The following is a 19,547-nucleotide window of genomic DNA, read 5'->3' on the forward strand; positions in this document are numbered from 1 at the left end:
AAATACTCCTTGAAAAGTAAAGTGTTAGATGAGTGCGTTAATTCACACTTCTGAGAAATTTCGCTAAACGCATCAAAAAAGCATAGCAGACAGGCATGGTATTGCTGGATTAAGCAGGTAACATCAGTGTTATAGGATTATTACCAAAACATTATATTAATGGTGAGAGTTTGGACTTGCTCAAAGTCTGTAGACTCCGGCAAGGTAATAATGTGCGCCACGTTGTGGGCAGGGGCTGTTGCCCACACACTTTATTTGTGAACGTTACGTGAAAGGAACAACCAAATGGATGACCAGTTAAAACAAAGTGCACTTGATTTCCATGAATTTCCAGTTCCAGGGAAAATCCAGGTTTCTCCAACCAAGCCTCTGGCAACGCAGCGCGATCTGGCGCTGGCCTACTCACCAGGCGTTGCCGCACCTTGTCTTGAAATCGAAAAAGACCCGTTAAAAGCCTACAAATATACCGCGCGCGGTAACCTGGTAGCGGTGATCTCTAACGGTACGGCGGTGCTGGGGTTAGGCAACATTGGCGCGCTGGCAGGCAAACCGGTGATGGAAGGCAAGGGTGTTCTGTTTAAGAAATTCGCCGGGATTGATGTATTTGACATTGAAGTTGATGAACTCGACCCGGACAAATTTATTGAAGTCGTCGCCGCGCTTGAACCGACCTTCGGCGGCATCAACCTCGAAGACATTAAAGCGCCAGAATGTTTCTATATTGAACAGAAACTGCGCGAGCGGATGAATATTCCGGTATTCCACGACGATCAGCACGGCACGGCAATCATCAGCACTGCCGCCATCCTCAACGGTTTGCGCGTGGTGGAGAAAAACATCTCTGACGTGCGGATGGTGGTTTCCGGCGCGGGTGCCGCAGCAATCGCCTGTATGAACCTGCTGGTAGCGCTGGGTCTGCAAAAACATAACATCGTGGTTTGCGACTCAAAAGGCGTTATCTATCAGGGCCGTGAGCCAAACATGGCGGAAACCAAAGCCGCATATGCGGTGGTGGATGACGGCAAACGTACCCTCGATGATGTGATTGAAGGCGCGGATATTTTCCTCGGCTGTTCCGGCCCGAAAGTGCTGACCCAGGAAATGGTGAAGAAAATGGCTCGAGCGCCAATGATCCTGGCGCTGGCGAACCCGGAACCGGAAATTCTGCCGCCGCTGGCGAAAGAAGTGCGTCCGGATGCCATCATCTGCACCGGTCGTTCCGACTACCCGAACCAGGTGAACAACGTTCTTTGCTTCCCGTTCATCTTCCGTGGCGCGCTGGACGTTGGCGCAACGGCTATCAATGAAGAGATGAAACTGGCGGCAGTACGCGCGATTGCAGAACTGGCCCATGCGGAACAGAGTGAAGTGGTGGCTTCAGCTTATGGCGATCAGGATCTGAGCTTTGGTCCGGAATACATCATTCCAAAACCGTTTGATCCGCGCTTGATCGTTAAGATCGCTCCTGCGGTCGCTAAAGCCGCGATGGAGTCGGGCGTGGCGACGCGTCCGATTGCTGATTTCGACGTCTACATCGACAAGCTGACGGAGTTCGTTTACAAAACCAACCTGTTTATGAAGCCGATTTTTTCCCAGGCTCGCAAAGCGCCGAAGCGCGTCGTTCTGCCGGAAGGGGAAGAGGCGCGCGTTCTGCATGCCACTCAGGAACTGGTAACGCTGGGGCTGGCGAAACCGATCCTTATCGGTCGTCCGAACGTGATCGAAATGCGCATTCAGAAACTGGGCTTGCAGATCAAAGCGGGTGTTGATTTTGAGATCGTCAATAACGAATCCGATCCGCGCTTTAAAGAGTACTGGACTGAATACTTCCAGATCATGAAGCGTCGCGGTGTCACTCAGGAACAGGCTCAGCGTGCGCTGATCAGTAATCCGACAGTGATCGGCGCAATCATGGTTCAGCGTGGCGAAGCCGATGCAATGATCTGCGGTACGGTGGGCGATTATCATGAACATTTTAGCGTGGTAAAAAATGTCTTTGGTTATCGCGATGGCGTTCACACCGCAGGTGCCATGAACGCGCTGCTGCTGCCGAGTGGTAACACCTTTATTGCCGATACCTACGTCAATGACGAACCAGACGCAGAAGAGCTGGCGGAGATCACCTTGATGGCGGCAGAAACTGTTCGTCGTTTTGGCATTGAGCCGCGTGTGGCTCTGTTGTCGCACTCCAACTTTGGTTCTTCTGACTGCCCGTCGTCGAGCAAAATGCGTCAGGCGCTGGAACTGGTCAGGGAACGTGCACCAGAACTGATGATTGATGGTGAAATGCACGGCGATGCAGCGCTGGTGGAAGCGATTCGCAGCGACCGTATGCCGGACAGCCCTTTGAAAGGTTCCGCTAATATTCTGGTGATGCCGAACATGGAAGCTGCCCGCATTAGTTACAACTTATTGCGCGTTTCCAGCTCGGAAGGTGTGACTGTCGGCCCGGTGCTGATGGGCGTGGCGAAACCGGTTCACGTGTTAACGCCGATCGCATCGGTACGTCGTATCGTCAACATGGTGGCGCTAGCCGTGGTTGAAGCACAAACCCAACCGCTGTAATTCATTCTTAACTCTCACGCTTACCCTGAATATTCAGGGTAAGCGGTTTTCCTGAAATATATTAGCAAAGCTTATTACTGAGTTTGCGAATAATAAAAAAAGCAGTATATAAAATATCTCGATATTATTTTATTTATATTCATGCCTCGCATATGAAAGTTTATTCATAACAGTAAATATCTCTCCATTCTTAGTGATCTACCTCACCTTTTAAACGCGCTTGCCGAATTTTGTTATTTACTCTGACGAAAAATTGTCACGATACACGAAAGTTTTTCACAGGCGGCGACTCATGGATAAAGAACGCATCATTCAGGAATTTGTGCCCGGCAAACAGGTCACACTGGCGCATCTCATCGCGCATCCCGGCGAGGAACTGGCGAAGAAAATCGGCGTTCCTGATGCGGGCGCAATCGGCATTATGACGCTAACTCCCGGCGAAACGGCGATGATCGCCGGTGATTTAGCACTAAAAGCCGCCGATGTGCATATCGGTTTTCTCGACCGTTTTAGCGGCGCGTTGGTGATTTATGGCTCGGTGGGTGCAGTAGAAGAAGCGTTATCACAAACCGTCAGCGGTTTAGGGCTTTTATTAAATTATACGCTTTGTGAAATGACCAAAAGTTAATACGAGGCATTCATGAAACGAATTGCGTTTGTGGGTACCGTCGGGGCAGGAAAAACAACGTTATTTAATGCGTTGCAGGGAGATTATACCCTCGCCAGAAAAACGCAGGCCGTAGAATTTAATGATAAGGGCGATATTGATACGCCGGGTGAATATTTTAGCCATCCCCGCTGGTATCACGCCTTAATTACCACGCTACAGGATGTGGACATGCTGATCTATGTCCACGGCGCGAATGACCCGGAAAGTCGGTTGCCTGCCGGGTTGCTGGATATTGGCGTCAGCAAACGGCAAATCGCCGTCATCAGTAAAACGGACATGCCAGATGCTGACGTCGCCGCAACGCGAAAGTTATTGCTTGAGACGGGCTTCGAAGATCCGATTTTCGAGCTAAACAGCCACGACCCGCAAAGCGTGCAGCAACTGGTGGATTATCTGGCATCTCTCACCAAACAGGAGGAAGCAGGTGAAAAAACTCATCACAGCGAATGATATTCGCGAAGCACACGCGCGCGGCGAACAGGCAATGTCCGTGGTTCTGCGCGCCAGCATTATTACTCCGGAAGCCCGTGAAGTGGCAGATCTACTGGGTTTTACCATCACTGAATGTGATGAATCGACCCCGGTAACGGCGTCCGTTCCCGCCAGCGTGCCAGCCGATAAAACCGAAAGCCAGCGCATCCGCGAAACCATCATCGCCCAGCTACCGGAAGGCCAGTTTACCGAAAGCCTGGTCGCGCAGCTGATGGAAAAAGTGATGAAGGAAAAACAGTCACTGGAGCAGGGTGCAATGCAGCCGAGTTTCAAATCGGTTACCGGCAAAGGCGGCATCAAAGTTATTGATGGCAGCAGCGTCAAGTTTGGTCGTTTTGACGGCGCACAGCCACACTGCGTCGGATTAACGGATCTGGTCACCGGAGACGACGGCAGCAGCATGGCCGCTGGTTTTATGCAGTGGGAGAACGCCTTCTTCCCGTGGACCCTGAACTATGACGAAATCGACATGGTACTGGAAGGGGAACTGCACGTTCGCCACGAAGGCGAAACCATGATCGCCAAAGCAGGCGACGTGATGTTTATCCCGAAAGGCTCCAGCATCGAATTTGGTACGACATCCAGCGTGAAATTCCTGTATGTCGCCTGGCCGGCTAACTGGCAATCCCTATGAAAGATTTCATCACCGAAGCATGGCTAAGAGCGAACCATACGCTCAGCGAAGGCGCAGAGATCCATCTCCCTGCGGACAGTCGCCTGACGCCCTCTGCCCGGGAGTTGCTGGAAAGCCGCCATCTGCGCATCAAGTTTATTGACAAGCAGGGCCGCCTGTTTGTTGACGATGAACAGCAGCAGCCGCAGCCCGTTCATGGGCTGACCAGTAGCGATGAACATCCGCAGGCGTGCTGCGAACTGTGCCGCCAGCCGGTGGCGAAAAAGCCGGATACGCTGACTCACCTGTCGGCGGAAAAAATGGTTGCCAAAAGCGATCCGCGTCTGGGTTTTCGCGCGGTTCTCGACAGCACCATTGCGCTGGCAGTGTGGCTGCAAATTGAACTGGCGGAACCGTGGCAGCCGTGGCTGGCGGATATCCGTTCGCGTCTTGGCAACATTATGCGTGCCGATGCGCTGGGGGAACCGCTGGGCGATCAAGCGATTGTCGGGCTTTCTGACGAAGATCTGCACCGGCTTTCTCATCAGCCGTTGCGTTATCTTGGTCACGATCATCTGGTGCCGGAAGCCAGCCACGGGCGCGATGCGGCGTTGCTGAATCTGCTACGCACCAAAGTGCGGGAAACCGAAACCGTAGCGGCGCAGGTGTTTATCACCCGCAGCTTTGAAGTATTACGCCCGGACATCTTGCAGGCGCTGAACCGCCTTTCCAGCACGGTCTACGTGATGATGATCCTGAGCGTAGCGAAGCAGCCGCTAACGGTGAAGCAGATCCAACAACGACTGGGAGAAACGCAATGATTATTGAACGTTGTCGTGAACTGGCGTTGCGAGCGCCCGCCAGAGTGGTATTTCCGGATGCGTTAGACCAACGTGTGCTGAAAGCCGCGCAATATTTGCATCAACAAGGCCTGGCAACGCCCATTCTGGTCGCCAATCCGTTTGAACTTCGTCAGTTTGCGCTCAGTCACGGCGTGGCGATGGACGGGCTACAGGTGATAGATCCGCATGGCAACCTCGCAATGCGGGAAGAATTTGCTCTCCGCTGGCTGGCCCGTGCGGGCGAAAAAACGCCGCCGGATGCGCTGGAAAAACTTACCGACCCGCTGATGTTCGCCGCAGCAATGGTCAGCGCCGGTAAAGCGGATGTCTGTATCGCGGGCAACCTCTCTTCCACGGCGAATGTGCTGCGTGCCGGATTACGCATTATCGGCTTGCAGCCAGGCTGTAAAACGCTCTCATCCATTTTCCTGATGCTGCCACAGTACAGCGGTCCGGCGTTGGGTTTTGCCGATTGCAGCGTGGTGCCACAGCCGACGGCGGCGCAGTTGGCGGATATCGCGCTTGCCAGCGCCGAAACCTGGCGCGCCATCACCGGAGAAGAGCCGCGCGTGGCGATGTTGTCGTTTTCCAGTAACGGCAGCGCCCGTCACCCCTGCGTTGCCAATGTCCAGCAGGCGACAGAAATCGTCCGTGAGCGCGCGCCGCAGTTGGTAGTCGATGGCGAGTTGCAGTTTGACGCCGCCTTCGTGCCGGAAGTGGCGGCGCAAAAAGCGCCTGCCAGCCCGCTACAAGGCAAGGCCAATGTGATGGTTTTTCCGTCGCTGGAAGCCGGAAATATTGGCTACAAAATCGCACAACGACTCGGCGGATATCGTGCCGTCGGGCCATTGATACAAGGACTTGCCGCGCCGATGCACGATCTCTCTCGTGGTTGTAGCGTGCAGGAAATTATCGAGCTGGCGCTGGTGGCAGCTGTGCCGCGTCAGACAGAAGTAAACCGTGAAAGCAGTTTACAAACACTGGTTGAATGAACGGTCCCGTTCTGGACCCTGATAAAGAGGAAAGCACAATGGAAGCATTAGGAATGATCGAAACCCGGGGCCTGGTTGCACTGATTGAGGCTTCTGACGCGATGGTGAAAGCTGCGCGCGTCAAGCTGGTTGGTGTTAAGCAGATTGGCGGCGGCCTGTGTACTGCCATGGTTCGTGGTGATGTTGCAGCCTGTAAAGCCGCGACCGACGCAGGTGCTGCAGCGGCACAGCGTATCGGCGAGCTGGTATCTGTACACGTTATCCCGCGTCCGCACGGCGACCTGGAAGAAGTCTTCCCGATCGGCCTGAAAGGCGATAGCAGCAACCTGTAATCACCCTGTGTGACGTCGATTCGGGCGTCACGCTCTCTCCTTTTTCAGTTTACCTTCCGCGGAGGGTAGGGGGAGCTTTTACCTGAAATACGCCACGGAGGCGGGTATGAAACTGGCAGTCGTCACTGGACAAATTGTTTGTACCGTACGCCATCACGGACTGGCGCATGACAAATTGCTGATGGTGGAAATGATTGATCCACAAGGTAATCCTGACGGGCAATGCGCCGTCGCCATCGACAATATTGGCGCGGGAACCGGGGAGTGGGTGTTGCTGGTGAGTGGCAGTTCTGCCCGCCAGGCGCATAAAAGCGAAACGTCACCGGTCGATCTGTGCGTGATTGGCATCGTCGATGAGGTGGTGACTGGCGGTCAGGTAATTTTCCACAAATAAGGCAGAACATCATGAATCAACAGGATATTGAACAGGTGGTGAAAGCGGTACTGCTGAAAATGCAAAGCAGTGACACGCCGCCTGCCGCCGTTCATGAGATGGGCGTTTTCGCGTCCCTGGATGACGCCGTTGCGGCAGCCAAAATTGCCCAGCAAGGGTTAAAGAGCGTGGCAATGCGCCAGTTAGCCATTGCTGCCATTCGTGAAGCAGGCGAAAAACACGCCAGAGATTTAGCGGAACTTGCCGTCAGTGAAACCGGCATGGGCCGCGTCGAAGATAAATTTGCCAAAAACGTCGCTCAGGCGCGCGGCACACCAGGCGTTGAGTGCCTCTCACCACAGGTGCTGACCGGTGACAACGGCCTGACCCTGATTGAAAACGCACCCTGGGGCGTGGTGGCTTCGGTGACGCCTTCCACTAACCCGGCGGCAACCGTCATTAATAACGCCATCAGCCTGATTGCCGCGGGCAACAGCGTCATTTTTGCCCCGCATCCGGCGGCGAAAAAAGTCTCCCAGCGGGCGATCACGCTGCTCAACCAGGCGATTGTTGCCGCAGGCGGGCCGGAAAACTTACTGGTTACTGTGGCCAATCCGGATATCGAAACCGCGCAACGTTTGTTCAAGTTCCCGGGTATCGGCCTGCTGGTGGTGACCGGCGGCGAAGCGGTAGTGGAAGCGGCGCGTAAACACACCAATAAACGTCTGATTGCCGCAGGTGCTGGCAACCCGCCGGTAGTGGTGGATGAAACCGCTGACCTCGCCCGTGCAGCTCAGTCCATCGTCAAAGGCGCGTCTTTCGATAACAACATCATTTGTGCCGACGAAAAGGTACTGATTGTTGTGGATAGCGTAGCCGATGAACTGATGCGTCTGATGGAAAGCCAGCACGCGGTGAAACTGACCGCAGAGCAGGCGCAGCAGCTACAACCGGTGTTGCTGAAAAATATCGACGAGCGCGGAAAAGGCACCGTCAGCCGTGACTGGGTTGGTCGTGATGCGGCGAAAATCGCGGCGGCAATCGGCCTTACAGTTCCGGAACAAACGCGACTGCTGTTTGTAGAAACCACCGCAGAACATCCGTTTGCCGTGACCGAACTGATGATGCCGGTGCTGCCCGTTGTGCGCGTCGCCAACGTGGCGGATGCCATTGCGCTGGCGGTGAAACTGGAAGGCGGTTGCCACCACACGGCGGCAATGCACTCGCGCAATATCGAGAACATGAACCAGATGGCGAATGCCATTGATACCAGCATTTTCGTTAAGAACGGACCGTGCATTGCCGGGCTGGGGCTGGGCGGGGAAGGCTGGACCACCATGACCATCACCACACCAACCGGTGAAGGGGTAACCAGCGCGCGGACGTTTGTCCGTCTGCGTCGCTGTGTATTAGTCGATGCGTTTCGCATTGTTTAAGGAGTAACAGATGGCGCACGACGAACAATGGCTGACCCCACGTCTGCAAACGGCGGCAACGCTGTGTAACCAGACGCCCGCCGCGACGGAATCTCCGCTGTGGCTGGGGGTGGATCTGGGCACCTGCGATGTGGTGTCGATGGTTGTCGACCGCGACGGTCAGCCGGTGGCGGTATGCCTCGACTGGGCTGATGTGGTCCGCGACGGCATCGTCTGGGATTTCTTCGGTGCGGTCACCATTGTTCGTCGCCATCTCGACACTCTTGAGCAGCAATTCGGTCGCCGTTTTAGCCATGCGGCGACCTCATTTCCTCCTGGTACGGACCCGCGTATTTCCATCAACGTGCTGGAGTCTGCCGGACTGGAAGTGAGCCATGTGCTGGATGAGCCAACCGCAGTCGCGGATCTACTGCAACTGGATAACGCAGGCGTAGTGGATATCGGCGGTGGCACTACCGGCATTGCCATCGTGAAAAAGGGCAAGGTGACGTACTCGGCGGATGAAGCCACTGGCGGACATCACATCTCTCTGACTCTCGCCGGAAATCGCCGTATTCCGCTGGAAGAGGCAGAGCAGTACAAGCGCGGTCACGGTGAAGAGATTTGGCCTGCGGTGAAACCGGTGTACGAAAAAATGGCGGACATTGTCGCCCGGCATATTGAAGGGCAGGGCATTACTGATTTATGGCTGGCGGGCGGCTCCTGTATGCAACCGGGCGTTGCGGAACTGTTTCGCAAACAATTCCCGGCGTTACAGGTGCATTTACCGCAGCACAGTTTGTTTATGACCCCGCTGGCGATCGCCAGTAGCGGGCGAGAGAAAGCGGAGGGGATCTATGCAAAATGAATTGCAGACCGCGCTCTTTCAGGCGTTCGATACCCTGAATCTGCAACGGGTAAAAACATTTAGCGTTCCACCGGTGACGCTTTGCGGTCCGGGCGCGATGAGCAGTTGCGGGCAGCAAGCGCAAACGCGTGGGCTGAAACATCTGTTCGTGATGGCAGACAGCTTTTTGCATCAGGCGGGGATGACCGCCGGGCTGACGCGTAGCCTGGCCGTTAAAGGTATCGCCATGACGCTCTGGCCATGTCCGGTGGGCGAACCGTGCATCACCGACGTGTGTGCAGCCGTGGCGCAGTTGCGTGAATCGGGTTGCGATGGGGTGATCGCGTTTGGTGGTGGCTCGGTGCTGGATGCGGCAAAAGCCGTGGCGTTGCTGGTGACGAATCCCGATAGCACGCTGGCAGAAATGTCAGAAACCAGCATTCTGCAACCGCGCCTGCCGTTGATTGCCATTCCAACGACCGCCGGAACCGGCTCTGAAACCACCAACGTAACGGTGATTATCGACGCTGTGAGCGGGCGCAAGCAGGTGTTAGCCCACGCCTCGCTGATGCCGGATGTGGCGATTCTCGACGCTGCGCTGACCGAAGGCGTGCCGTCGCATGTCACGGCGATGACCGGCATTGATGCGTTAACCCATGCTATTGAAGCGTACAGCGCGCTGAACGCTACACCGTTTACCGACAGCCTGGCGATTGGCGCAATCGCGATGATTGGTAAATCACTGCCGAAAGCGGTGGGCTACGGTCATGACCTTGCCGCGCGCGAGAGCATGTTGCTGGCTTCATGCATGGCGGGAATGGCGTTTTCCAGTGCGGGGCTTGGGTTATGCCACGCGATGGCGCATCAGCCGGGGGCGGCGCTGCATATTCCGCACGGTCTGGCGAACGCCATGTTGTTGCCAACGGTGATGGAATTTAACCGGATGGTTTGTCGTGAACGCTTTAGTCAGATTGGTCGGGCGCTGCGAACTAAAAAATCCGACGATCGTGACGCTATTAACGCGGTAAGTGAGCTGATTGCGGAAGTCGGGATTGGTAAACGACTGGGCGATATTGGTGCGACATCTGCGCATTACGGCGCATGGGCGCAGGCCGCGCTGGAAGATATTTGTCTGCGCAGCAACCCGCGTACCGCCAGCCTGGAGCAGATTGTCGGCCTGTACGCAGCGGCGCAATAAAAGTGTACGGACAGTCCCCTCGCCCCTTTGGGGAGAGGGTTAGGGTGAGGGGAACAGAGTCGCGCCGGTGCAAACAATTACCCTCACCCCGGCCCCTCGGCTTCCAGAGTGAGGGAAAAACCCACTTTCAGCATTGGCAATAAATAACAACTAACAGGGAGTAAAGGCGATGGGAATTAACGAAATCATCATGTACATCATGATGTTCTTTATGCTGATAGCTGCCGTAGACAGGATCCTGTCGCAGTTCGGTGGTTCTGCTCGTTTCCTCGGTAAGTTCGGTAAAAGTATCGAAGGATCAGGCGGTCAGTTCGAAGAAGGCTTTATGGCAATGGGCGCTCTGGGCCTGGCGATGGTCGGTATGACCGCGCTGGCACCGGTACTGGCTCACGTACTCGGGCCGGTGATTATCCCGGTTTACGAAATGCTCGGCGCAAACCCGTCAATGTTCGCCGGAACACTGCTGGCGTGCGATATGGGCGGGTTCTTCCTCGCCAAAGAGCTGGCGGGCGGCGACGTAGCAGCGTGGCTATACTCTGGGTTAATTCTCGGGTCGATGATGGGGCCAACGATTGTGTTTTCCATTCCGGTGGCGCTCGGCATTATCGAACCTTCTGACCGTCGTTATCTGGCGCTCGGCGTGCTGGCGGGCATTGTGACCATTCCGATTGGCTGTATTGCTGGTGGTCTGGTTGCTATGTACTCCGGTGTGCAGATCAACGGTCAGCCGGTGGAATTCACCTTTGCGCTGATCCTGATGAACATGATCCCGGTACTTATCGTTGCGGTGCTGGTGGCGCTGGGGCTGAAATTCATCCCGGAAAAAATGATCAACGGCTTCCAGATCTTCGCCAAATTCCTCGTTGCATTGATCACCCTCGGTCTTGCTGCCGCGGTAGTGAAATTCCTCCTTGGCTGGGAACTGATCCCCGGTCTGGATCCTATCTTTATGGCCCCTGGCGACAAACCCGGTGAAGTGATGCGCGCCATTGAAGTTATCGGTTCTATCTCCTGCGTTCTGTTAGGGGCGTACCCGATGGTGCTGCTGCTGACCCGCTGGTTTGAAAAACCGCTGATGAGCGTCGGTAAAGTGCTGAATATGAACAACATCGCGGCAGCTGGCATGGTGGCAACGCTTGCTAACAACATCCCGATGTTCGGCATGATGAAGCAGATGGATACCCGCGGCAAAGTCATCAACTGCGCCTTCGCCGTTTCCGCTGTTTTCGCCCTGGGCGACCACTTAGGCTTCGCCGCTGCCAACATGAACGCCATGATTTTCCCGATGATTGTCGGCAAATTGATCGGCGGCGTAACGGCGATTGGCGTGGCGATGATGCTGGTGCCAAAAGAAGACGCGACCGCGGCTAAAACCGAAGCGGAGGCACAATCGTGAACACTCGCCAGCTACTGAGCGTCGGTATCGATATCGGCACCACCACCACCCAGGTGATCTTCTCCCACCTGGAGCTGGTTAACCGTGCGGCGGTGTCGCAGGTGCCGCGCTACGAATTCATCAAACGCGAAATTAGCTGGCAAAGCCCGGTGTTCTTTACCCCTGTCGATAAACAGGGTGGTTTAAAAGAAGCGGAACTGAAAACCTTAATCCTCGAGCAATACCAGGCTGCGGGCATTGCGCCGGAAAGCGTTGATTCTGGTGCCATCATCATCACCGGTGAAAGCGCGAAAACCCGCAATGCTCGCCCGGCGGTGATGACGCTCTCCCAGTCGCTGGGCGATTTTGTCGTCGCCAGCGCCGGGCCGCATCTCGAATCCGTGATCGCCGGTCACGGTGCCGGGGCGCAAACCCTTTCTGAACAACGGCTGTGTCGGGTCCTGAATATCGATATCGGCGGTGGCACCGCGAACTACGCCCTGTTCGATGCCGGAAAAATCAGCGGCACCGCCTGCCTCAACGTCGGCGGTCGCCTGCTGGAAACCGACAGCCAGGGGCGCGTGGTTTACGCTCATAAACCGGGGCAGATGATTGTGGATGAGTGCTTCGGTGCAGGCACTGACGCCCGTTCGCTGACCGGCGCGCAGCTGGTGCAGGTTACCCGGCGGATGGCAGAGCTGATTGTCGAAGTGATTGACGGAACGCTCTCGCCGCTCGCGCAGGCATTGATGCAAACCGGTTTGCTGCCCGCAGGTGTTACGCCCGAAATCATTACGCTTTCTGGCGGCGTGGGCGAATGTTATCGCCACCAGCCCGCCGATCCGTTCTGTTTTGCCGATATCGGCCCGCTTCTGGCAACGGCGCTGCATGACCATCCGCGCCTGCGTGAGATGAACGTGCAGTTTCCGGCGCAAACCGTACGCGCCACGGTGATTGGCGCGGGTGCACATACCCTTTCGCTCTCTGGCAGCACAATCTGGCTGGAGGGCGTACAACTGCCGCTGCGCAATTTGCCGGTGGCGATCCCGATTGATGAAACGGATCTGGTCAGTGCCTGGCAACAGGCGCTGATTCAGCTGGATCTTTGCCCCAAAACTGACGCGTACGTGCTGGCGCTTCCCGCCTCGCTGCCTGTGCGTTACGCCGCGGTACTGACGGTCATCAACGCGCTGGTCGATTTCGTCGCGCGTTTTCCGAATCCGCATCCCCTGCTGGTGGTGGCCGGGCAGGACTTTGGTAAAGCTCTGGGCATGTTATTGCGCCCACAGCTACAACAACTCCCGTTGGCAGTCATTGACGAAGTGATTGTCCGCGCGGGGGACTATATCGACATTGGTACGCCTCTTTTTGGCGGATCGGTTGTGCCGGTGACGGTGAAATCACTCGCATTTCCTTCCTGAGGGAACGACTTATGAAACTAAAGACCACATTGTTCGGCAATGTATATCAGTTTAAGGATGTAAAAGAGGTGCTGGCTAAAGCCAACGAACTGCGTTCGGGGGATGTGCTGGCGGGCGTTGCAGCGGCAAGCTCACAGGAGCGCGTGGCGGCAAAGCAGGTGTTGTCGGAAATGACCGTAGCGGACATCCGCAATAATCCGGTGATTGCCTATGAAGATGACTGCGTGACGCGACTGATTCAGGACGACGTTAACGAAACGGCCTACAACCAGATTAAAAACTGGAGCATCAGCGAACTGCGTGAGTATGTGCTGAGCGATGAAACCAGCGTGGACGACATTGCCTTTACCCGCAAAGGGCTGACCTCGGAAGTGGTCGCGGCGGTAGCGAAGATTTGCTCCAACGCGGACCTGATCTACGGCGCGAAGAAAATGCCGGTGATCAAAAAGGCCAATACCACCATCGGTATTCCGGGCACCTTCAGCGCCCGTTTGCAGCCAAATGACACCCGTGACGACGTGCAAAGTATCGCTGCGCAAATCTACGAAGGGCTTTCCTTCGGGGTGGGCGATGCGGTGATCGGCGTCAACCCGGTGACGGACGACGTGGAAAACTTAAGCCGCGTGTTGGACACCATTTACGGCGTGATCGACAAATTCAACATTCCGACCCAGGGCTGCGTGCTGGCGCACGTCACCACCCAGATTGAAGCGATCCGTCGTGGCGCACCAGGCGGGCTGATTTTCCAGAGTATCTGCGGCAGCGAAAAAGGGCTGAAAGAGTTTGGCGTGGAACTGGCGATGCTCGATGAAGCACGCGCAGTGGGCGCGGAGTTCAACCGTATCGCCGGGGAAAACTGCCTCTACTTCGAAACTGGACAAGGCTCTGCGCTGTCCGCTGGCGCTAACTTCGGCGCAGACCAGGTGACGATGGAAGCACGTAACTATGGGCTGGCGCGTCATTACGATCCGTTTATCGTCAACACCGTGGTCGGCTTTATTGGGCCGGAGTATCTCTACAACGACCGCCAGATTATCCGTGCGGGCTTAGAAGATCACTTTATGGGTAAGCTGAGCGGCATCTCTATGGGCTGTGACTGCTGCTACACCAACCACGCTGACGCTGACCAGAACCTCAACGAAAACCTGATGATCCTGCTCGCCACCGCAGGCTGCAACTACATCATGGGGATGCCGCTGGGCGATGACATCATGCTCAACTATCAGACCACCGCATTCCACGACACTGCCACTGTGCGTCAGTTACTCAACTTGCGCCCGTCACCGGAGTTTGAACGCTGGCTGGAAAGCATGGGCATTATGGCAAACGGTCGCCTGACCAAACGGGCGGGCGATCCGTCACTGTTCTTCTGATGACGCGGAGATAACACATCATGGATCAAAAACAGATTGAAGAAATTGTACGCAGCGTGATGGCGTCAATGGGACAAGCGGCCCCCGCGCCGTCAGAAGCAAAGTGCGCCACCACCACCTGTGCGGCACCGGTGACCTCGGAAAGCTGCGCGCTGGATTTAGGCTCTGCGGAAACAAAAGCGTGGATTGGCGTTGAAAACCCGCATCGCGCAGACGTATTAACAGAACTGCGTCGCAGCACCGTGGCCCGCGTTTGTACCGGTCGTGCCGGTCCGCGTCCGCGTACCCAGGCGTTGCTGCGTTTCCTGGCCGATCACTCTCGTTCGAAAGATACCGTACTGAAAGAAGTGCCGGAAGAGTGGGTGAAAGCGCAGGGCTTGCTGGAAGTCCGCTCTGAAATTAGCGACAAAAATCTCTACCTGACTCGCCCGGATATGGGCCGTCGTCTGTGTGCAGAAGCTGTTGAAGCCCTTAAAGCACAGTGTGTTGCTAATCCGGACGTACAGGTCGTTATTTCTGATGGCCTGTCAACTGATGCGATCACCGTGAACTACGAAGAGATCCTGCCACCGCTGATGGCGGGCCTGAAACAGTCCGGGCTGAAAGTCGGTACACCATTCTTTGTTCGTTATGGTCGCGTGAAGATTGAAGATCAGATCGGTGAGATCCTCGGCGCGAAAGTGGTGATCCTGCTGGTGGGGGAACGCCCGGGATTAGGGCAGTCAGAAAGCCTCTCCTGCTACGCCGTTTACTCGCCGCGTATGGCAACCACCGTTGAGGCCGATCGCACCTGTATCTCTAACATTCACCAGGGCGGCACGCCGCCGGTTGAAGCCGCAGCCGTCATTGTGGATTTGGCGAAACGTATGCTGGAGCAGAAAGCATCCGGCATCAACATGACCCGATAAGGAGGCATCATGCCAGCTTTAGATTTGATTCGACCGTCGGTCACCGCCATGCGGGTGATTGCCTCCGTTAACGCCGAATTTGCGCGTGAACTGAAATTGCCGCCGCATATTCGTAGCCTTGGGCTGATTTCTGCCGACTCCGATGACGTAACCTACATTGCGGCTGACGAAGCGACCAAACAGGCGATGGTGGAAGTGGTGTATGGTCGCTCGCTGTATGCGGGCGCTGCACACGGACCGTCACCGACTGCCGGTGAAGTGCTGATTATGCTTGGTGGGCCAAACCCGGCGGAAGTGCGTGCAGGTCTGGATGCGATGGTTGCGCATATTGAAAATGGCGCTGCTTTCCAGTGGGCTAATGACGCAGAAAATACAGCCTTCCTGGCACATGTAGTTTCGCGTACCGGTTCTTATCTCTCATCAACCGCCGGGATCACGCTTGGCGATCCGATGGCGTATCTGGTGGCACCGCCGCTGGAAGCGACCTATGGCATTGATGCAGCCCTGAAATCTGCCGACGTGCAGCTGGTGACCTATGTCCCGCCGCCGTCTGAAACCAACTACTCGGCAGCATTTTTAACCGGTAGCCAGGCCGCGTGTAAAGCAGCCTGTAACGCCTTTACCGATGCAGTGCTGGAAATCGCGCGTAATCCAATCCAGCGTGCGTAACGGAGGTTGCCGATGATCAATGCACTGGGATTGCTGGAAGTGGACGGCATGGTCGCCGCGATAGATGCAGCTGATGCCATGCTCAAAGCAGCTAACGTTCGTCTGCTCAGTCACGAAGTGCTTGACCCTGGTCGCCTAACGCTGGTGGTGGAAGGCGATCTGGCGGCGTGTCGTGCGGCGCTGGACGCAGGTTGTGCTGCCGCGATGCGTACCGGGCGTGTCATCAGCCGCAAGGAGATCGGTCGGCCAGACGATGACACCCAGTGGCTGGTTACTGGCTTTAACCGCCAGCCTAAGCAACCCGTAAAGGAACCCGACGCGCCAGTTATCGTCGCGGAATCTGCTGACGAGTTGTTGGCGCTGTTAACATCAGTACGTCAGGGAATGACGGCAGGAGAAGTGGCAGCCCACTTTGGCTGGCCGCTCGAAAAAGCCAGAAATGCGCTCGAACAGCTCTTTTCTGCCGGGACGTTACGTAAACGCAGTAGTCGTTATCGTCTCAAGCCCCATTAACCTGTCGGAGGTGCCGGGTGTCCTACAACACCCGGCATTAACATCATGAAAAAGACCCGTACAGCCAATTTGCACCATCTTTATCATGAACCCTTACCCGAAAACCTGAAGCTCACGCCGAAGGTCGAAGTGGATAATGTTCATCAACGACAGACAACGGATGTCTATGAACATGCTTTGACGATTACCGCCTGGCAGCAGATTTACGATCAGCTGCATCCGGGCAAGTTTCATGGTGAATTTACGGAAATTCTACTCGATGATATTCAGGTTTTTCGTGAATACACCGGTCTGGCGCTGCGTCAGTCGTGCCTGGTCTGGCCGAACTCGTTCTGGTTTGGCATTCCGGCGACGCGCGGTGAGCAGGGATTTATCGGTTCGCAATGTTTGGGAAGCGCAGAAATTGCGACGCGCCCTGGCGGCACCGAGTTTGAATTAAGTACGCCGGACGATTACACGATCCTGGGCGTAGTGCTTTCTGAAGATGTCATCACCCGTCAGGCTAACTTTTTGCATAATCCGGATCGGGTATTACATATGCTGCGTAGCCAGTCGGCGCTGGAAGTGAAAGAACAGCATAAAGCCGCGCTGTGGGGCTTTGTCCAACAGGCGCTGGCGACATTTTGCGAGAACCCGGAAAATCTTCATCAGCCTGCTGTGCGTAAAGTGCTGGGGGATAATTTGCTCATGGCGATGGGGGCGATGCTGGAAGAAGCGCAGCCAATGGTGACGGCGGAAAGCATCAGTCATCAGAGTTACCGTCGGTTGCTTTCCCGCGCCCGTGAATATGTGCTGGAAAACATGTCCGAACCGGTGACGGTGCTGGACTTGTGTAATCAACTGCATGTCAGCCGCCGCACGCTACAAAACGCGTTTCACGCTATTTTAGGCATTGGCCCAAATGCGTGGCTGAAACGCATTCGCCTGAACGCCGTACGCCGCGAACTGATAAGCCCTTGGTCGCAAAGCACAACGGTAAAAGACGCCGCCATGCAGTGGGGATTCTGGCATCTGGGGCAATTTGCCACGGATTACCAGCAGCTGTTTGCCGAGAAGCCGTCGTTGACGCTGCATCAGCGGATGCGGGAATGGGGGTGAGGGAGTTACACCCAATCCCTGACCTTAATAAACTCACTTAACGCCGCTTCCGGGCTGCCATCTTCTGGATGATAATCATACTCCCAGCGTACCAGCGGCGGCATTGACATCAGGATCGACTCGGTGCGCCCGCCGGTTTGCAGGCCAAACAGCGTGCCGCGATCCCATACCAGGTTGAATTCGACATAGCGACCGCGCCGATAAAGCTGGAAATTGCGCTCGCGCTCGCCGTAGGCCATCGCTTTACGCCGCTCTACAATTGGTAAATAAGCGTCGGTGTAGCCTTTACCTATCGCTTGCATAAAGGCAAAACAGTGGTCGAAATCTGGGGTGTTCAGATCATCAAAGAACAGCCCGCCAATGCCGCGCTGTTCGTTGCGATGTTTGAGGTAGAAGTATTCGTCGCACCACTTTTTGTAACGGGGATAAACGTCTTCACCAAATGGCTGGCACAGGTCACGGGCGGTGCGGTGCCAGTGAATGGCGTCTTCTTCAAATCCATAGAAAGGGGTTAAATCGAAGCCGCCGCCAAACCACCAGACGGGTTCGGCACCCGGTTTTTCGGCAATAAAAAAGCGCACATTCGCGTGGCTGGTGGGAACATACGGATTATGCGGATGCACTACCAGTGAAACGCCCATCGCCTCGAAACTGCGCCCGGCAAGTTCCGGACGATGAGCGGTGGCGGAAGCAGGCATCGCCTCACCGTGGACATGTGAAAAGTTGACGCCCGCCTGTTCGAAAACACCACCATTACGCAACACCCGGCTACGTCCGCCGCCGCCAGCTTCGCGCTGCCAGCTATCTTCGACAAACTCTGCGCCATCGACGGCGCTCAGCTGCTGACAAATTGTATCCTGAAGGTTGAGCAGAAACTGTTTAACCTGGTGTGCGTCGGGTTTCATCACTTACCGCTTTCTCGAGTGTGCTTTCTGGTTGTCAAACCAGTGAAAATAACTGATCACGCCTTCGGCAATCGCTGTGGCGATTTTCTGGCGAAATGCCGCCGTGCCTAACAGCCGCTCTTCTTCCGGGTTGGTGATAAACGAGGTTTCCACCAGCACCGAAGGAACCGACGGCGATTTCAACACCACAAACGCGGCTTGTTCGGTGTTGCGGCTGTGCAGTTTATGCACCGGCTTAATCTTCTTCAGAATATGCGAGCCGAGTGTCAGGCTGTTTTTAATAGTATCGGTTTGCACCAGATCAAACAGCACTTGCTGCAATAGGTGATCCTTGTCAGTCGCCTTTTTACCAGCAACTTCATCGGCGCGGTTTTCGCGTTCAGACAGGTATTTCGCCATTGCGCTACTTGCACCGCGGTTAGAGAGGGCAAATACCGAAGCACCGGCAGCTTTCGGGTTGGTAAAGCCGTCGGCATGAATTGACATAAACAGATCTGCGCCATGTTTATGGGCGATTTCAACGCGATCGTAAAGTGGGATAAACGTATCGCCAGAACGCGTTAAACGCGTATCAATCCCATGATTACGCAAAATGGAACGGACGTTTTTAGCAATCGCCAGCACCACATGTTTTTCTTTCGAACCGTTGCGTCCGATCGCTCCGGTATCAATCCCGCCGTGGCCTGGATCGAGAACAACGACACGTCTGCCGCCGCTTTTTTTTGCTTTCGGCTTGCTGTGTCCGTTGCTGGTTTTTAAAGGTTCGTCTTTGGCGATGGCTTGCGACATTCCTGACAACGTCAGGGCAGCCAAACCGGCTTTCAGCACCTGGCGGCGCGAAGTGAGTGTTTTTAGTGGTTTAAAAGTGCTCATACGGCCTGAGTTGTAATAATAAAGTTCCAGATGTTATATCGTATCGCGTAATCCGTTACGACGGTTTGCTGTT

Annotated in this window: 20 protein-coding genes; 18 read left to right on the forward strand and 2 right to left on the reverse strand. The window is 55.4% G+C overall.

All coding sequences use genetic code 11. The features are described 5' to 3' along the window. Window positions 1-285: 285 nt before the first annotated feature. The 18 genes from maeB to eutR all read left to right on the forward strand — a co-directional run bounded on the left by maeB (window position 286) and on the right by eutR (window position 17,696). Entirely contained in the window at window positions 286-2,565 is a 2,280-nt protein-coding gene (gene maeB, locus ACJHX3_RS09400; RefSeq protein WP_000342645.1) for an NADP-dependent oxaloacetate-decarboxylating malate dehydrogenase, read from the forward strand. A gap of 292 nt (window positions 2,566-2,857) precedes the next feature. Next, complete coding sequence (eutS, locus tag ACJHX3_RS09405) at window positions 2,858-3,193, forward strand: ethanolamine utilization microcompartment protein EutS (protein WP_001401155.1); 336 nt, start codon at window positions 2,858-2,860, stop codon at window positions 3,191-3,193. A gap of 12 nt (window positions 3,194-3,205) precedes the next feature. Then, a complete protein-coding gene (gene eutP, locus ACJHX3_RS09410; RefSeq protein WP_024216652.1) occupies window positions 3,206-3,685 on the forward strand; it encodes an ethanolamine utilization acetate kinase EutP in 480 nt (159 codons plus the stop codon). Then, entirely contained in the window at window positions 3,660-4,361 is a 702-nt protein-coding gene (eutQ, locus tag ACJHX3_RS09415; protein ID WP_000733927.1) for an ethanolamine utilization acetate kinase EutQ, read from the forward strand. Before eutP ends, eutQ begins: the two co-directional genes overlap by 26 nt. Further along, window positions 4,358-5,161: an ethanolamine utilization cob(I)yrinic acid a,c-diamide adenosyltransferase EutT gene (gene eutT / locus ACJHX3_RS09420; RefSeq protein ID WP_024216653.1), complete on the forward strand. Its 804-nt coding sequence runs from the start codon at window positions 4,358-4,360 to the stop codon at window positions 5,159-5,161. The genes eutQ and eutT overlap by 4 nt, the downstream gene beginning before the upstream one ends. Next, window positions 5,158-6,174: a phosphate acetyltransferase gene (pta, locus tag ACJHX3_RS09425; RefSeq protein ID WP_024216654.1), complete on the forward strand. Its 1,017-nt coding sequence runs from the start codon at window positions 5,158-5,160 to the stop codon at window positions 6,172-6,174. The genes eutT and pta overlap by 4 nt, the downstream gene beginning before the upstream one ends. A gap of 38 nt (window positions 6,175-6,212) precedes the next feature. Beyond that, window positions 6,213-6,506, forward strand: a complete 294-nt coding sequence (eutM, locus tag ACJHX3_RS09430; protein WP_000387713.1) for an ethanolamine utilization microcompartment protein EutM — start codon at window positions 6,213-6,215, stop codon at window positions 6,504-6,506. Between the two features lie 106 nt (window positions 6,507-6,612). Further along, complete coding sequence (eutN, locus tag ACJHX3_RS09435; RefSeq protein WP_000762198.1) at window positions 6,613-6,900, forward strand: ethanolamine utilization microcompartment protein EutN; 288 nt, start codon at window positions 6,613-6,615, stop codon at window positions 6,898-6,900. A gap of 11 nt (window positions 6,901-6,911) precedes the next feature. Continuing rightward, entirely contained in the window at window positions 6,912-8,315 is a 1,404-nt protein-coding gene (locus ACJHX3_RS09440; RefSeq protein ID WP_024216655.1) for an aldehyde dehydrogenase family protein, read from the forward strand. A gap of 10 nt (window positions 8,316-8,325) precedes the next feature. Beyond that, window positions 8,326-9,162, forward strand: a complete 837-nt coding sequence (gene eutJ, locus ACJHX3_RS09445; protein ID WP_024216656.1) for an ethanolamine utilization protein EutJ — start codon at window positions 8,326-8,328, stop codon at window positions 9,160-9,162. Next, complete coding sequence (gene eutG, locus ACJHX3_RS09450) at window positions 9,152-10,339, forward strand: ethanolamine utilization ethanol dehydrogenase EutG (protein ID WP_001178771.1); 1,188 nt, start codon at window positions 9,152-9,154, stop codon at window positions 10,337-10,339. The genes eutJ and eutG overlap by 11 nt, the downstream gene beginning before the upstream one ends. 169 nt (window positions 10,340-10,508) lie before the next feature. Then, on the forward strand, window positions 10,509-11,735 hold the full coding sequence (gene eutH, locus ACJHX3_RS09455; protein ID WP_094308039.1) for an ethanolamine utilization protein EutH: 1,227 nt from the start codon (window positions 10,509-10,511) through the stop codon (window positions 11,733-11,735). Then, the gene (gene eutA / locus ACJHX3_RS09460) at window positions 11,732-13,135 is read left to right on the forward strand and encodes an ethanolamine ammonia-lyase reactivating factor EutA (protein WP_001097496.1); all 1,404 of its coding nucleotides are present in this window, start codon (window positions 11,732-11,734) and stop codon (window positions 13,133-13,135) included. The genes eutH and eutA overlap by 4 nt, the downstream gene beginning before the upstream one ends. A gap of 11 nt (window positions 13,136-13,146) precedes the next feature. Beyond that, window positions 13,147-14,508: an ethanolamine ammonia-lyase subunit alpha gene (gene eutB / locus ACJHX3_RS09465; RefSeq protein ID WP_000769961.1), complete on the forward strand. Its 1,362-nt coding sequence runs from the start codon at window positions 13,147-13,149 to the stop codon at window positions 14,506-14,508. Window positions 14,509-14,528: 20 nt separating this feature from the next. Further along, window positions 14,529-15,416: an ethanolamine ammonia-lyase subunit beta gene (eutC, locus tag ACJHX3_RS09470; protein ID WP_094308038.1), complete on the forward strand. Its 888-nt coding sequence runs from the start codon at window positions 14,529-14,531 to the stop codon at window positions 15,414-15,416. Window positions 15,417-15,425: 9 nt separating this feature from the next. After that, window positions 15,426-16,085 carry an ethanolamine utilization microcompartment protein EutL gene (gene eutL, locus ACJHX3_RS09475; RefSeq protein ID WP_001111038.1) on the forward strand — a complete coding sequence of 220 codons (660 nt, stop codon included), beginning with the start codon at window positions 15,426-15,428 and terminating at the stop codon, window positions 16,083-16,085. A 12-nt stretch (window positions 16,086-16,097) separates the two neighbouring features. Then, window positions 16,098-16,598, forward strand: a complete 501-nt coding sequence (gene eutK, locus ACJHX3_RS09480; RefSeq protein WP_001295463.1) for an ethanolamine utilization microcompartment protein EutK — start codon at window positions 16,098-16,100, stop codon at window positions 16,596-16,598. 45 nt (window positions 16,599-16,643) lie between these two features. Next, the gene (gene eutR / locus ACJHX3_RS09485; protein WP_000753709.1) at window positions 16,644-17,696 is read left to right on the forward strand and encodes an HTH-type transcriptional regulator EutR; all 1,053 of its coding nucleotides are present in this window, start codon (window positions 16,644-16,646) and stop codon (window positions 17,694-17,696) included. A gap of 5 nt (window positions 17,697-17,701) precedes the next feature. Here eutR and hemF read toward each other — a convergent pair whose 3' ends face one another. Continuing rightward, window positions 17,702-18,601, reverse strand: a complete 900-nt coding sequence (hemF, locus tag ACJHX3_RS09490; RefSeq protein ID WP_024174124.1) for an oxygen-dependent coproporphyrinogen oxidase — start codon at window positions 18,599-18,601, stop codon at window positions 17,702-17,704. A gap of 3 nt (window positions 18,602-18,604) precedes the next feature. Beyond that, window positions 18,605-19,474, reverse strand: coding sequence for an N-acetylmuramoyl-L-alanine amidase AmiA (gene amiA, locus ACJHX3_RS09495; protein WP_094308037.1), 870 nt, complete (start codon window positions 19,472-19,474; stop codon window positions 18,605-18,607). Window positions 19,475-19,547: the final 73 nt, after the last annotated feature.

It is taken from the genome of Escherichia sp. WS1265, from assembly GCF_046487585.1.
Taxonomy (GTDB): Bacteria; Pseudomonadota; Gammaproteobacteria; order Enterobacterales; family Enterobacteriaceae; genus Escherichia; species Escherichia coli.

Excerpts from the sequence above, each read along its gene's own strand:
- eutP (WP_024216652.1), top strand. The coding sequence starts at position 3,206 with ATGAAACGAATTGCGTTTGTGGGTACCGTCGGGGCAGGAAAAACAACG.
- eutM (WP_000387713.1), top strand. The coding sequence starts at position 6,213 with ATGGAAGCATTAGGAATGATCGAAACCCGGGGCCTGGTTGCACTGATT.
- eutS (WP_001401155.1), top strand. The coding sequence starts at position 2,858 with ATGGATAAAGAACGCATCATTCAGGAATTTGTGCCCGGCAAACAGGTC.
- amiA (WP_094308037.1), bottom strand. The coding sequence starts at position 19,474 with ATGAGCACTTTTAAACCACTAAAAACACTCACTTCGCGCCGCCAGGTG.
- hemF (WP_024174124.1), bottom strand. The coding sequence starts at position 18,601 with ATGAAACCCGACGCACACCAGGTTAAACAGTTTCTGCTCAACCTTCAG.
- eutG (WP_001178771.1), top strand. The coding sequence starts at position 9,152 with ATGCAAAATGAATTGCAGACCGCGCTCTTTCAGGCGTTCGATACCCTG.
- eutL (WP_001111038.1), top strand. The coding sequence starts at position 15,426 with ATGCCAGCTTTAGATTTGATTCGACCGTCGGTCACCGCCATGCGGGTG.
- eutK (WP_001295463.1), top strand. The coding sequence starts at position 16,098 with ATGATCAATGCACTGGGATTGCTGGAAGTGGACGGCATGGTCGCCGCG.
- eutR (WP_000753709.1), top strand. The coding sequence starts at position 16,644 with ATGAAAAAGACCCGTACAGCCAATTTGCACCATCTTTATCATGAACCC.
- ACJHX3_RS09440 (WP_024216655.1), top strand. The coding sequence starts at position 6,912 with ATGAATCAACAGGATATTGAACAGGTGGTGAAAGCGGTACTGCTGAAA.
- eutC (WP_094308038.1), top strand. The coding sequence starts at position 14,529 with ATGGATCAAAAACAGATTGAAGAAATTGTACGCAGCGTGATGGCGTCA.
- maeB (WP_000342645.1), top strand. The coding sequence starts at position 286 with ATGGATGACCAGTTAAAACAAAGTGCACTTGATTTCCATGAATTTCCA.
- eutN (WP_000762198.1), top strand. The coding sequence starts at position 6,613 with ATGAAACTGGCAGTCGTCACTGGACAAATTGTTTGTACCGTACGCCAT.
- eutB (WP_000769961.1), top strand. The coding sequence starts at position 13,147 with ATGAAACTAAAGACCACATTGTTCGGCAATGTATATCAGTTTAAGGAT.
- eutH (WP_094308039.1), top strand. The coding sequence starts at position 10,509 with ATGGGAATTAACGAAATCATCATGTACATCATGATGTTCTTTATGCTG.
- eutT (WP_024216653.1), top strand. The coding sequence starts at position 4,358 with ATGAAAGATTTCATCACCGAAGCATGGCTAAGAGCGAACCATACGCTC.
- pta (WP_024216654.1), top strand. The coding sequence starts at position 5,158 with ATGATTATTGAACGTTGTCGTGAACTGGCGTTGCGAGCGCCCGCCAGA.
- eutJ (WP_024216656.1), top strand. The coding sequence starts at position 8,326 with ATGGCGCACGACGAACAATGGCTGACCCCACGTCTGCAAACGGCGGCA.